Source organism: Halomonas sp. PBN3, assembly GCF_000475415.1.
In the GTDB taxonomy this organism is placed as follows: domain Bacteria; phylum Pseudomonadota; class Gammaproteobacteria; order Pseudomonadales; family Halomonadaceae; genus Halomonas; species Halomonas shengliensis.
This window is the reverse complement of sequence record NZ_AXCA01000155.1, coordinates 1-13,508: the sequence shown is the minus strand read 5'-3', so window position 1 is coordinate 13,508 and position 13,508 is coordinate 1. Positions and strand designations below refer to the sequence as shown.

Genomic DNA, 13,508 nt, shown 5'->3' with positions numbered 1-13,508 from the left:
CCGATGGTAGCCCATTCACCACCACCCTGTGGCACCATGATCCTGTCTCCCGGCACCCAGCGAAGGAACCGCGCCATGTCCGCCCACGACGACTCCGCCCTGCAGCCCGGCTTCATGGTGATCCACGGCAACCGCCTGGAGTCGCTGCGCGGCCTGGCGGTGGAGTGGATGCGCCGCCACCCGCTGGGGCCGCTGGAGAACGAGACGATCCTGGTGCAGAGCAACGGCATCAGCCAGTGGCTCAAGCTGGCGCTCGCCGAGGATCGCGCCCACGGCGGTGCCGGTATCGCCGCCGCCCTCGACGTGACCTTGCCCGCGCGCTTCCTGTGGCAGGCCTACCGGGCCGTGCTGGGCGAGGAGCAGGTACCGCCGGTCTCGCCCTTCGACAAGCCGCGGCTGGTGTGGCGGCTGATGCGCCTGCTGCCCGCCCTGCTCGGCTCGCCGACCTTCGCCCCGCTGGCTCGCTTCCTGGAAGATGACGACGACCTGCGCAAGCGACACCAGCTCGCCGAGCGCCTGGCTGACCTCTTCGACCAGTACCAGGTCTACCGCGCCGACTGGCTCACCGCCTGGGCGGCGGGCGAGGACGTGATTCTTACCGCCCGCGGCGAGTCGCGTCCGCTGGCCGAGGAGCAGCGCTGGCAGGCCGAGCTGTGGCGGGTGCTGCGCGATGACATCGGTGAGCAGGGGCTCGCCTCCAGCCGCGCGGCGGTCCACGAGCGCTTCCTCGCGGCCTGCCGGGAGCTCGACACAACGAGCCGACCACCCGGCCTGCCGCGCCGGGTCATCGTCTTCGGCATCTCCTCGCTGCCGGCCCAGACCCTGGAGGCGCTGGCCGCCATGGCGCGGGTCAGCCAGGTGCTGCTCTGCGTGCACAATCCCTGCCGCCACTACTGGGCGGACATCATCGAGCACAAGGACCTCCTTCGAGCCGAAAGAAAGCGCCAGCAGCGCCGTCCCGGCATGCCGGCGGACCTCGCCGAGACCGAGCTGCACCTGCATGCCCAGCCGCTGCTGGCCGCCTGGGGCAAGCAGGGCCGCGACTACCTGCGCCTGCTGGACGAGTTCGACGAAGCCCAGGCCTACCGCCACCTCTTCGAGGGCGAGTCGCTGCGCATCGACCTCTTCGACTCACCGCTGGGGGAAGCGACCCAGGAATCCCAGAAGGAAGAGCAGGCCAAGTCCAGCCTGCTGCGCCAGCTGCAGGACGATATCCTCGAGCTGCGTCCACTGGCCGAGACCCGCCAGGCCTGGCCCGCCGTGGACCCGGCCCGCGACCGCTCGCTGCGCTTCCAGGTCGCCCACAGCGCCCTGCGCGAGGTGGAGATCCTCCACGACCAGCTGCTCGCCGCCTTCAGCGAGGACCCCACCCTCAAGCCCCGCGACATCCTGGTGATGGTGCCCGACGTCGACCAGTACGCCGCCGCGGTGCAGGCGGTCTTCGGTCGCCTCGATGCCGACGACCCGCGCCATATCCCCTTCACCCTCTCCGACCAGGCGAGCCGCCACCGGCTGCCGCTGCTGATCGCCCTGGAATCGCTGCTGCGCCTGCCGGAGCTGCGCCTCTCGGTGAGCGACCTGCTCGACCTTCTGGAGGTGCCGGCGGTGCGCGCGCGCTTCGCCATCCCCGAGGGCGGGCTGCCCACGCTGCGGCGCTGGATCGAGGGTGCCGGCATCCGCTGGGGGCTCGATGCCCGCCAGCGCCAGAGCCTCGACCTCCCGGAGGGGCTCACCGCCAACACCTGGGCCTTCGGCCTGCGCCGGCTTCTGCTCGGCTACGCGGTGGGTGCCGCGGCCGAAGGCCCCTGGCAGGGGATCGAGCCCTACGACGACATCGGCGGGCTGGAGGCGGCGCTCGCCGGTCCCCTGGTGACGATGATCGACACCCTGGAGGCACAGTGGCGAATCCTCGCCGAACCCTGCGACGTGGCCAGCTGGGGCGAGCGGCTGAGCGAACTGCTCTCGGCCTGCTTTCTGGCCGAGGCCGACCAGGACCTGATGGCGCTGACCCGCCTCGAGCAGGCGCTGGAGGCGTGGCAGGAGAGCGCCGAGGAGGCCGGGCTGACCGAGCCGCTACCGCTCTCGGTGGTGCGCGAGCACTGGCTCGCCCAGGTGGACGAGACCAGCCTCTCCCAGCGCTTCCTGGCCGGGGCGGTGAACATCGCCACCCTGATGCCGATGCGTGCCATCCCCTTCCGCCACGTCTGCCTGCTGGGCATGAACGACGCCGACTACCCCCGGGTGCAACGCCCCCTGGACATCGACCTGATGGCCCAGGACTACCGCCCCGGCGACCGCTCGCGCCGCGAGGACGACCGCTACCTCTTCCTGGAGGCGCTGCTCTCGGCCCGCGACCGGCTGAGCATCAGCTGGGTGGGGCGCAGCATCGTCGACAACAGCGAGCAGCCCCCCTCGGTGCTGCTGGGCCAGCTACGCGACCACCTGGCCCGCGGCTGGCGGCTGGCCGGTCACGAGGACGATACCGACGGCAAGGCGCTGCTGGCGGCGCTGACCACCGAGCACCCGCTGCAGCCCTTCAGCGTCGACTACTTTCGCGAAGGCTCCAGCCTTGCCACCTACGCCCACGAGTGGCGCGAGCTGCATCGCCCGGATGCCGAGCCCGAGCCGACCGCGGTCGCGGAGCCTGCGCTTTCGCCCTACCGGCAGGAGAGTCCGCTGACCCTCGCCCAGCTGGGCAACTTCCTCAAGGCGCCGGTACAGGCCTTCTACACCACACGCCTCAAGATCCATCTGGAAACAGAGGCCATGGAGCGCCTCGACCACGAGCCCTTCACTCTCGATGGCCTCGACCACTGGCAGCTGCAGCATGCGCTGATCGAGGCGAGCCGCGCGGCGGTGGAGGCCGGTGAGCCCCATGAGCCCGCCATGCAGTCCACCCTGGAGCGACTGGAACGCGAGGGGCGCCTGGCCATGGGCGGCTTCGCCGAGCGCATGCGCGACAAGCTGGTCGAGCCCATGGACAGCCTCTTCGCCGACTATCGCCAGGTGCTCGAGGAGTGGCCCCACGCCATGCACGAGCCGCTGGATGTCTCGCTGGACCTGCAACGGGAGCCGGGCGAAGGCCTCATGCTGGAGGACTGGCTGGGCGAGCTGCGCGTCAACGACGCCATGGAGCGTTGCCGGCTGCTGCTGGTCACCAGCAGCCTGGTGAAGAAGGGCAAGTACCAGTGGCGCCACTGGATCGGCCCCTGGGTCGCTCATCTGTCAGGCCAGCTGCAGGGCCCCATGACCACCCGCCTGCTCTCCCGCGCCGGCGGCGGCACCCTCGCCCCGCTCCCCGCCGAGGAGGCCCGTGCACGGCTGACCGACATCGCCGTGGCATGTCGCCAGGGCATGGCCACGCCACTGCCGCTGGCCAGGGACACCGCCTTCGCCTGGCTGGAGAAGGGCGGCACGCCCCAGGCCATGCAACGCTGCCTCGCCGGCAAGGCCAGCGAAGAGGACGCCAAGGCCTGGAAGGCGCTGGACACCGCCTTCCACGGCAGCGGCTTCAACAACGACCATGGCGAGCGCGGCCGCGACCCCTACCTGATGCGTCAGTGGCCTGAGCTCGAGGCCCTGCTGCACTCGCCGGAGGGGGGCGGCTTCGCCGAGCTGGCCGAGCGGCTCTACGCCCCGCTGATGAATGCGGTGCGCAAGCCGAGGACGAACAAGGGCAAGGGAAACAGTAGCAAGGGAGGCCAGGCATGAGCAGCGATCACCCGACGCCCCCCACCCTGGACCCGATCCGCCTGCCGCTCACCGGCAGCCGACTGATCGAGGCCAGCGCCGGCACCGGCAAGACCTTCACCATCGCCCTGCTCTATGTGCGCCTGGTGCTGGGCCCGCGGGACGAGGCCGACGCCGAGAGCTTCCCCCGCGCCCTCACCCCGCCGGAGATCCTGGTGGTGACCTTCACCAACGCCGCCACCCGGGAGCTGCGCGACCGCATCCGCGCCCGGCTGGTGGAGGCCGCCGATGCATTTCTGGCGCCAAGGAATGGAGACGGATCGTCGGCGGCAGGCCTACGAGGAGGCGCTGTAAACCCTTCCCTGGGCGCTACCGACGCCATCCCTGGCGTAGGACCTCCTCTTCGACCTGCCGCCGACTCTGCCACGTCCAGCGCGAATGATAGCCCGACGGGAGACCTCTTCGCCGAACCACCGGTGGATAATTCAGAAGTGGTGGACAACTCGGGCGGCGATCCGCTGCTGGCACTGCGGAACAGCTACCCCCGCGAGCGCTGGCCCGCCTGCGCCCGCCGCCTGCAGCTGGCCGCCGAGTGGATGGACGAGGCCGCGGTCTCCACCATCCACGCCTGGTGCCACCGCATGCTGCGCGAGCACGCCTTCGAGAGCGGCAGCCTCTTCTCCCTGGAGATGAACCTCGACCAGTCCGAGCTCGAGCTGGAGGTCGCCCGGGACTACTGGCGCAGCTTCTACTACGCCCTGGACGCCGATGCCCTGGCGGTGGTCACCCGCCACTGGGAGACCCCGGACGAGCTGGTGGAGGACGTGCGCCGCCTGCAGGGCGACGCCGACCTGCTCCCCGACGCCCCGCCCCCCGCCGGCGCCCTGGCCGCCATGCGCGCCGAGCGCGAGCGACGGCTCGCCGCGCTCAAGGCGCCTTGGCCGGCCTGGCTCGACGAGCTCGCCGAGCGACTCGAGACGGCCGCCGCCGCCAAGGCCTTCGACCAGCGCAAGCTCAACAGCAAAAGCCGCGTCGACTGGCTGGCGAGGCTGCGCGACTGGGCCAACGACCCCGAGCTCGCCAGCCCGGCGCTCACCGATACCGCCTGGAAGCGCCTGACGCCCGAGGGCATGGCAGAGATCTGGAAGAGCGGCGAGCCCCTGGACCACCCCGCCCTGCACGCCCTGGCCGAGCTGCCCGAACGGCTCGAAGCCCTGCCCGACGCCCGCGCCGACCTGCTGGCCCACGCCGTGCACTGGATGGGCGAGCGTCGCCGCCGGGTCCAGCAGCGCCGTGCCGAACTCGGCCCCGACGACCTGCTCGAGCGCCTGGACGAGGCCCTCGACGGGCCCGCCGGCCAGGCGCTGGCCAGCCAGGTGCGCCGCCAGTTCCCGGTGGCGCTGGTGGACGAGTTCCAGGACACCGACCCGGTGCAGTACCGGCTGTTCGACCACGTCTACCGCCTCGCCCAGGCGCCTGACCCCGAGGACCCCAGCGGCATCCTGCTGATCGGCGACCCCAAGCAGGCGATCTACGCCTTCCGCGGCGCCGATATCCACACCTACCTGCAGGCGCGCCGCGACACCGCCGGGCGCCACGTGACGCTCGGCACCAACTTCCGCTCCGCCGGCGCCATGGTCGAGGCCGTCAACCGCGTCTTCCGCTTCGCCGACGCCCACCCCGCCGGCCGTGGTGCCTTCCTTTTCCGCTCATCCGAAGGCGACAACCCGGTGCCCTTCCTGCCGGTGGCCGCGAAAGGCAGGAAGGATTCGCTGACCCGCGACGGCGAGCCCCTGCCCGCACTGACGCTGTGGCATCTCCCAGCCGAGGACGGCGCGTCCGAGGAGGGCATCACCAAGGGCGCCTACTTCAAGGAGATGGCCGCGCGCTGCGCCACCCATATGGCCGAGCTGTTGCGCGAGGGCCAGGCCGGGCGCACCGGCTTCGCGGAGCCGGGCGAGCCCTTCCGCGCGCTGGCGCCATCGGATCTTGCCGTGCTGGTCAACAACGGTAACGAGGCAAAGGCGATCCGCGGCGCGCTGCTGGATCGCGGCATCAGGAGCGTCTACCTCTCCGACAAGGAGGGGGTATTCGAGACCCCGGCGGCCCTGGAGCTGGAGGTGTGGCTGGCGGCCTGCGCCGAGCCCGACAGCGAGCGGCGCCTGCATGCCGCACTCGCCATGCCCAGCCTGGGCATGGGCCTGAACGACCTCGACGCCCTGCAGCACGACGAGCTGGCCTGGGAGGAGCGGGTGCTGCAGTTCCGGGGCTACCACCGCCAGTGGCAGCGCCAGGGCGTGCTGCCCATGCTGCACCGGTTGCTGGCCGACTTCGCCGTGCCCACCCGGCTGCTCAGGAGCGCCAGCGGTGAAAGGCATCTCACTGACCTGCTGCACCTCGGCGAGCTATTGCAGGAAGCCAGCACCGAGCTGGACGGCGAGCACGCCCTGCTGCGCCACCTGAGCGAGGCCCGCGCCCATCCGCCCCAGCAGGCCGACACCCACCGCCTGCGCCTGGAGAGCGACGCCGACCTGGTGCAGGTGATCACCATCCACAAGTCCAAGGGGCTGGAGTACCCGCTGGTCTTCCTACCCTTCATCTGCGCCTTCCGCGAGAGGAAGGCCACCGACCTGCCGCTTACCTGGCACGACGCTGCGGGCCGACGCCGGCTCTCGCTGGCCCCCGACGAGGAGGCCCTGGCCCGTGCCGACGACGAGCGCCTGGGGGAGGACCTGCGCAAGCTCTACGTGGCCCTGACCCGCGCCCGCCACGCCACCTGGCTGGGCCTCGCGCCGCTCAAGGGCTTCGAGCGCAGCGCCATCGGCCAGGTGCTCACCGCCGGGGCCCCGCTCACCGCCCCCGCCAGCCAGGGCCTGCTCGACGCCCTCTTCCCCCTCGTCCAGGGCGCGAAGGAAAGCGAACTGAAGGTGCTGCCGGCGCCGGCGCCCAGCGACCTCGCGGTTCCCATCGAGGAGAACGGCGAGGCCCTGCGTGAGGCGCTGACGCCATCCCGCCGCGCCCGGGAGCACTGGTGGATCGCCAGTTACTCGGCGCTGCGCCTGGGTGGCGAGAGGATCGGGGGCCAGCGCCTCGGGAGTGAGGAGGAGGCGCCTGCCCTCCTGGAAGAACCGGAAACCGCGCTAGAGGCCACCGCCCGGGAGATGCGCGACGAGCCCCAAGACCCGGCGCAGCCGGGCCAGCCGGCGAGTGATGACTCGCTCCATCGCTTCCCCCGCGGCCCGGCGGCGGGCACCTTCCTGCACGGTCTGCTGGAGTGGGCCGGCACCGAGGGCTTCGCGCGGCTGGCCGCCGAGCCCGGGCGCCTGGATGACACCCTGGCGCGGCGCGCCAACCTGCGCGGCTGGCGCGAGCGGATCCCGGCGCTGCAGGCCTGGCTGCGGAGCCTGCTGGCCTGCGAGCTGCCGCTGCCGAGCGCCCCGGAGGGCGAGGTCGCGCCGCTGCGCCTGGACCGGTTGGGGAGCGCTCACTATCAGGTGGAAATGGAGTTCTGGTTCGCCACCCGCAACGTCGACACCACCCGCCTCGACGCCCTGGTGAGCGCTCACACCCTGGGCGGCGCCGCCCGGCCGGCGCTCGAGCGCGACCGCCTCAACGGCATGCTCAAGGGCTTCATCGACCTGGTGGTGGAGCACGAGGGGCGCTTCTACGTGCTGGACTGGAAGTCCAACCACCTGGGTCGCGACGACGAGGCCTACAGCGAGGCCGCCATGGCGGAGGCGGTGCGCGAGAAGCGCTACGACCTGCAGTACTGCCTCTACCTGCTGGCCCTGCACCGCCTGCTCCGGGCGCGCCTGCCCGACTACGACATCGACCGTCACCTGGGCGGGGCGCTCTACGTCTTCCTGCGCGGGCTCCACGCCCCCTCCCGCGGCGTGCACCACGAGCGCCCGCCGCGCCAGCTGATCGAGGACCTGGACGCCCTGTTCCGCGACGCCGAGCGCGCCACGCCAGAGGAGCCCTGCCATGAGTGACCACCCGCCTACCCCCGAGGCCGCCACCGCCGCGGCCCTGTACGAAGGCGAGGCGCTATTCACCCTGCTCGACCGCTGGGTGGCCCGCGGCTGGCTGCGCGCCCTGGACCGCGCCTTCTCCGCCTTCCTGGCTCGGGAGGTGCCGGACGCCCCCGCCCCGCTGCTGCTCGCCGCGGCGCTGGCCAGTCACCAGCTGGGGCGCGGCCATATCTGCCTCGACCTGGCACAGACCCTGGCCGAACCGGACCTGGCGCTCTCGCTGCCCCCCGAGGGCGACAGCCTGGAGGACCCGCCGCCACGCCCCAGCGCCCTGCTGGGTGAGCTGGCCCTCACCGACTGGCAGGCGGCGCTCGCTCACCCGCTGATCGTCGGCGACGGCCCCGGCAACACGCCGCTGGTGCTCGACGCCACCCGCCTCTACCTGCGCCGCTACTGGCACCACGAGCGCTCGATCCAGCAGCATATCGCCGCCCGGCTGGAGAGCGATGCCAGCGACGCCACCGACCCCGCCACCCTGCCCCGGGCCCTGGCGGCCCTCTTCCCCGCGAGCGACACACTGAACTGGCAGAAGGCCGCCTGCGCCCTGGCCGCCCGCTCGCCCTTCGCGGTGATCACCGGCGGCCCCGGCACCGGCAAGACCACCACCGTGGTCAAGCTGCTCGCCCTGCTGCAGACCCTGGCGCTGGGCGCGGGCCAGCGAGCGCTGCGCATCCGCCTGGCCGCCCCCACCGGCAAGGCCGCCGCGCGGCTCAACGAATCCATCGCCGGGCAGGTCTCGGGGCTCGACCTGGATGCGCTTGCTCCTTTACTCGAGGGTGGGGGGGGCAATATCGAGCCGCTCCGCCGCGCCATTCCCACCGAGGTCACCACCCTCCACCGGCTGCTCGGCTCGCGCCCCGATACCCGCCACTTCCGCCATGACGCCCGAAACCCGCTGCCGCTGGACGTGCTGGTGGTGGACGAGGCTTCCATGGTCGACGTGGAGATGATGGCCGCCCTCCTCGACGCCCTGCCGCCCCGGGCCCGCCTGGTGCTGCTCGGCGACAAGGACCAGCTCGCCTCGGTGGAAGCCGGCTCGGTGCTGGGCGACCTCTGCGCCCGGGCCGAGGGCGGCCACTACACCCCCGGGACCGCCGACTGGCTCCGCCAGGCCATCGGCCAGGCGCTGCCCGCCGAGATGCTCGACGCCGAGGGCACGGCGCTGGACCAGGCCATCGCCATGCTGCGGGTCAGCCACCGCTTCGACGCCGCGAGCGGCATCGGCCGGCTCGCCGATGCGGTGAACCGCGACGCCCCGGGCCGCGAGAAGCGCGCCGCCATCCGCGAGGTGCTGGGCCACGGCTACGCCGACCTCTCACACCTCAGGCTCGAGACCGACGGTGATCGCGGCCTGGAGCGTCTGGTGGTCTCGGGGAACGCCGCGGGCTTCCCTGATCGAGGAAAGAGCGGTGGCGAGGGACGTGTGGTGAAGGGCACGCCGGTGGGCTACCGCCATTACCTGGAGGTGATGCACAACGCGGTACCCGAAGTGGGTGTGGACAACGAGGTCGACCGTGAGGCCCTGGACGACTGGGCACGCAAGGTGCTCGCCGCCCACGGCCGGTTCCAGCTGCTCTGTGCCCTGCGCCGCGGCCCCTGGGGGGTGGAGGGCCTGAACGAGCGCATCCGCGTCGCACTCGAGAAGGAAGGCCTGATCGACAGCGGCGACGGCCGCCGGCTCTGGTACCCCGGCCGCCCGGTGCTGGTGACCAGCAACGACTACGGCCTGGGGCTGATGAACGGCGATATCGGCATCACCCTGGCGCTGCCCGGGGTGGCCTCCGCCGCGGGCACCGGGCGTGGCCCGGCGCTGCGTGTGGCCTTCCCCGCCGGGGACGGCAGCGGCCAGGTCAAGTGGGTGCTGCCCAGCCGCCTGCAGGCGGTGGAGACGGTGTTCGCCATGACGGTGCACAAGTCCCAGGGCTCGGAGTTCACCCACACCGCCCTGCTGCTCCCCGACGCCCCCAACCCGATCCTCACTCGGGAACTGGTCTACACCGGCATCACCCGTGCCAGGCACTGGCTCACCCTGGTGGAGACCGGCCGCGGCCAGCTGCTGGACGCGGTGGAGCGGCGGGTGATGCGGGTCAGCGGGCTGGGCGGCGGCTGAGCGTTGGCGACCAGCCGTTTTCCCGTAACCCGGTAACGCTTATATTGCAGCGGGCCGGCGGCGCCGCCGACCCCCTGCTCATGTCATCGACCACCCCAGGACCGGGAGAGCGGCCCTTGTCATCACCCACCCCACGCTATCCGCTGCACCGGCTCACCGGCCAGTTCCTGGAGCCGACCAGGGAGGCGAGCTATCGCCAGGAGATCGCGCCCCGGGTGCGACTCGAATCCAGCCTGGCGCTCTGCGTGGCGGCGCTGGTCTTCGGCATGTTCGCCATCTCCGACTATCACTACCTCGAGCCGGGCCTGGCGCTGACCCTGCTGCTCGCCATGCGCCTGGTGGTGACGCTCTCCTGCCTGGTCCTGGCCTTGGCCATCGGGCCGCTGGCCCGGCTGATCAGCATGAGCCCGGCGACGCCGAAGCCGCCGAAGAGTACCGCCGCGTAACGGGCGCCGAGGACGCGGGTGACGAGCGGCGCGATCACGGTGGCCAGCAGGAAGCTGAGCAGCGGCAGCGCGCCGATGATGCCGATCACGTAGGAGGAGAGGCCCAGCTCGTCACGGATGGGGGGGACGAAGAGACCGAAGGCGAAGCGGGCGAGACCGTAGCTGATCGCGATCAGCCCGGCCCCGAGGATGGCGAACCCCGTGCTGGTAAGCCTCACCATGTGCCCTCCGCCAGACCGCGTGGAGCAGCACGGCGGTATCGACAAGGGCCGCGACCGGCGGATGCGACCTTGTCCCACCCGGGGCGAGCTGTCATGGTCGAAGCCCAGTGATCAGCCGACAGGAGACGCCCGTGTACATCGCCATGAACCGTTTCCGGGTCAACCCCGAGCGCACGCAGGAGTTCGAGCAGATCTGGCTGGAGCGCGAGACCCACCTGCAGGGACTGCCCGGCTTCGAGGACTTCCACATGCTGCGCGGACCGGAGCGCGAGGACCATGTGCTCTATGCTTCCCATACCGTGTGGCGCTCGCGGGAGGACTTCGAGGCCTGGACCCGCTCCGAGGCCTTCCGCCAAGCCCACGCCAACGCCGGCCAGAGCAAGCGCGAGGGGCTCTACTTGGGCCCACCGAGCTTCGAGGGGTTCGAGGTCATCCAGACCGTCGACAACGAGGAGAGTGACGCATGAGCAATCGAGAAGCCTATGAGCAGAAGCTGCGCGCCAAGCTGGACGAGTGGCAGGCGGAGATCGACAAGTTGAAGGCCCAGGCCCGCGGTGCCGACGCCGATGCCCGCATCGAGCGGGAGAAGGAGGCCGAGCGCCTGGAGGAGAGGCGCGAGGAGGTGCGCCGGAAGCTGGAAGAGCTGCGCGAGGCCGGAGACGATGCCTGGGACGACATCCGCGCCGGGGCGGAGCGCGCCTGGGAGTCGATGAGCGACGCCTTCGAGAAGGCCCGCTCGCGCTTCAAGTAGCCACGCCTGTCGCCGAGCCCTGGGAGGCGCCAGCATGAACGAGGCCCGCGAGAGACGCCTGCATCCCGCCCTGGAGCGGCTTCACCTGGCGTGGGACCTGCTGGTCATCGCCCTGGTGGTCGCCAACCTGGCGCTGCTGCTGTTCGACAGCCTCTTCCTGCTGGCGCCGCTCAACGCCGCCTTCGAGGCCACGGCGCCTGGCCTGCATGGCGTCTACGAGCGCCATGTCCACGCCAACTTCCTGGCCATCGACCTGGCCTTCGTGGCCGTCTTCGTGCTCGACGTGCTGCTGGGCTGGGCGGTGGCCATCGCCGAACGGCGCTACCACCGCTGGTTCTTCTACCCCTTCGTGCACTGGTACGACGTGCTGGGCTGCATCCCGGTGGGCGGCTTCCGGTTGCTGCGCATCCTGCGCGTGATCTCGCTGCTGCACCGCCTGCAGCGCATGGGGCTGATCGACGTGCGCCGCTGGTACCTCTTCGGTGTGCTCACCAAGTACTACGACATCCTGCTGGAGGAGCTCACCGACCGCATCGCGATCCGCCTGCTGGACAACATCCAGGCGGAGATCCGCGCCAGTGACTCGCTCTCCCGCGGCGTGGTGGAGCAGGTGGTGCGCCCGCGCCAGCAGGCGCTGATCCACGAGATCAGCCAGCGCCTGGAGGCGATGGCCGGCAGCGCCTACACCCACAACCGCGAGGACATCCTGCGCTACGTGCGCGGCCTGGTGGGCCGCACCCTGGCGGAGAGTCCGGAGGTCCGCCGCCTGGAGCGCCTGCCGCTGGGCGGCCAGCTGACCCGCGGGCTCGAGGCCTCGCTCTCCGACCTGGCCTGCCGCCTGGTCAACGAAGCGCTGGCGGGGCTGCAGTCGCCGGAGTTCACCGCCCTGGTGGAACACCTCGCCGAGAGCGGTTTCGACGCCTGGCTGCGCACCGACCCGCACACCGAACAGGTCACCGAGCAGGTGCTGGTGGACATGCTGGAGCTGCTCAAGGAGCAGATCGCGGTGAAGGGCTGGCAGCACCGCTACGACTGAGCCAGCCATACCCTCGCCTGCCGGTCACGTCCGCAGCGCCATGACGCGCTCCAGCTCCTGTCGATAGGCCGCTTCATGCTCGGCCGGGTCGGCGGGGAAGCGGCCGAGCGCCACCGCCAGGTCGAAGAAGCCCTGCCGGGGCAGGTCGCCGCGGCGGCTGACCACCAGGGCGGCGATCATCGGCCGATCTGCGGCGACGTCCTCGCGCATCAGCGCCTCCAGGGCCTGGGCGACGCGCTGGATGGTGCGCGGCGGCGAAAGCCCCAGTGCCTCGGCGGCCTGCCGATAGGTGATCGGCAGCGCCGCGTCGGGCAGTCCCATCAGCAGGTCCCGCAAGCGCGGGGCAATTCCCGCCTCGACCTGGCTCTCCATGCAAGACTCCTCCTCGAAATGGCTGTCATTCTCCGGCAGGTGGACCGGATGCGCTGTACCGAGTCTCCGCCGTGGCATACTCCCGAGCAAGTCCACCAGCGGATTTCCGAACCAGGAGACAGCCCATGCTCACCGGCCTGAGTGCCTTTCCATTGACGCCCCTGAACAAGGACGCTATCGACGAGGCGGCATTCGTCCACCTGGTCGAGAGGCTGGTGGCCGCGGGTGTCGACTCCATCGGGGCGCTCGGCTCCACGGGCAGCTATGCCTACCTCGGCCACGCCGAACGCGCACGCATCGCCAGGCTGGCCGTGCAGAGTGCCGGAAATGTGCCGGTGATCGTGGGCATCAGTGCCCTGCGTACCCGCGATGTGCTGGCCCTGGCCGAGGACGCCGAAGCGGCGGGCGCCAGCGCGGTGCTGCTGGCACCGATGTCCTATCAGCCGCTGACCGACGCCGAGGTCTTCGGCCTCTATGAGGCCGTCACCACCCGACTCTCGGTGCCGCTGTGCGTCTACGACAACCCCGGCACCACCCACTTCACCTTCAGCGACGAGCTGCATGGGCGCATTGCCGAGTTACCCAACGTGGCCTCCATCAAGATTCCGGGTATACCCGCCGAGCCGGCGGCCGCTCGGGAGCGGGTCGAGCGGCTACGCGCCCTGGTGCCGTCCGAGGTGACAATCGGCGTCAGTGGCGACGCCTTTGCCGCCACCGGGCTGAATGCCGGCTGCGAGGCCTGGTACTCGGTGATCGGCGGCCTCTTCCCCGAGACCGCCCTGGCCATAACCCGCGCCGCCCGGGCCGGCGATGCCGAGGAGGCCCAACGCTTGTCGACTCGGCTCGAGCCA

9 protein-coding genes are annotated in these 13,508 nt (G+C 71.3%); 8 read left to right on the top strand and 1 reads right to left on the bottom strand.

Annotated elements, in window-relative coordinates:
- The first annotated feature begins 75 nt into the window (after positions 1-75).
- The 7 genes from recC to Q673_RS26395 all read left to right on the top strand — a co-directional run bounded on the left by recC (position 76) and on the right by Q673_RS26395 (position 12,285).
- Entirely contained in the window at positions 76-3,711 is a 3,636-nt protein-coding gene (gene recC, locus Q673_RS26425; protein WP_023005700.1) for an exodeoxyribonuclease V subunit gamma, read from the top strand.
- Positions 3,708-7,682, top strand: a complete 3,975-nt coding sequence (gene recB, locus Q673_RS26420) for an exodeoxyribonuclease V subunit beta (protein ID WP_023005699.1) — start codon at positions 3,708-3,710, stop codon at positions 7,680-7,682. Before recC ends, recB begins: the two co-directional genes overlap by 4 nt.
- Positions 7,675-9,831, top strand: coding sequence for an exodeoxyribonuclease V subunit alpha (recD, locus tag Q673_RS26415; RefSeq protein ID WP_023005698.1), 2,157 nt, complete (start codon positions 7,675-7,677; stop codon positions 9,829-9,831). Before recB ends, recD begins: the two co-directional genes overlap by 8 nt.
- Before the next feature lie 116 nt (positions 9,832-9,947).
- Entirely contained in the window at positions 9,948-10,277 is a 330-nt protein-coding gene (locus tag Q673_RS36715; RefSeq protein ID WP_161629671.1) for a hypothetical protein, read from the top strand.
- Positions 10,278-10,629: 352 nt separating this feature from the next.
- Positions 10,630-10,965 carry an antibiotic biosynthesis monooxygenase family protein gene (locus tag Q673_RS26405; protein ID WP_023005696.1) on the top strand — a complete coding sequence of 112 codons (336 nt, stop codon included), beginning with the start codon at positions 10,630-10,632 and terminating at the stop codon, positions 10,963-10,965.
- Complete coding sequence (locus Q673_RS26400; RefSeq protein WP_023005695.1) at positions 10,962-11,249, top strand: hypothetical protein; 288 nt, start codon at positions 10,962-10,964, stop codon at positions 11,247-11,249. The genes Q673_RS26405 and Q673_RS26400 overlap by 4 nt, the downstream gene beginning before the upstream one ends.
- Positions 11,250-11,283: 34 nt before the next feature.
- Complete coding sequence (locus tag Q673_RS26395; protein ID WP_023005694.1) at positions 11,284-12,285, top strand: hypothetical protein; 1,002 nt, start codon at positions 11,284-11,286, stop codon at positions 12,283-12,285.
- A gap of 24 nt (positions 12,286-12,309) precedes the next feature.
- On the opposite strand, the gene Q673_RS26390 is transcribed toward Q673_RS26395, so the two are convergent.
- On the bottom strand, positions 12,310-12,657 hold the full coding sequence (locus Q673_RS26390) for a hypothetical protein (RefSeq protein ID WP_023005693.1): 348 nt from the start codon (positions 12,655-12,657) through the stop codon (positions 12,310-12,312).
- Between the two features lie 125 nt (positions 12,658-12,782).
- Here Q673_RS26390 and Q673_RS26385 point away from each other — a divergent pair.
- Positions 12,783-13,508, top strand: a 726-nt coding sequence (locus Q673_RS26385) for a dihydrodipicolinate synthase family protein (protein ID WP_023005692.1), incomplete at its 3' end; no start/stop codon positions are given.

Bases quoted from the DNA above. Each gene is read 5' to 3' on its own strand.
- recC (WP_023005700.1), top strand. From the start codon at position 76: ATGTCCGCCCACGACGACTCCGCCCTGCAGCCCGGCTTCATGGTGATC.
- recB (WP_023005699.1), top strand. From the start codon at position 3,708: ATGAGCAGCGATCACCCGACGCCCCCCACCCTGGACCCGATCCGCCTG.
- recD (WP_023005698.1), top strand. From the start codon at position 7,675: ATGAGTGACCACCCGCCTACCCCCGAGGCCGCCACCGCCGCGGCCCTG.
- Q673_RS26400 (WP_023005695.1), top strand. From the start codon at position 10,962: ATGAGCAATCGAGAAGCCTATGAGCAGAAGCTGCGCGCCAAGCTGGAC.
- Q673_RS26395 (WP_023005694.1), top strand. From the start codon at position 11,284: ATGAACGAGGCCCGCGAGAGACGCCTGCATCCCGCCCTGGAGCGGCTT.
- Q673_RS26390 (WP_023005693.1), bottom strand. From the start codon at position 12,657: ATGGAGAGCCAGGTCGAGGCGGGAATTGCCCCGCGCTTGCGGGACCTG.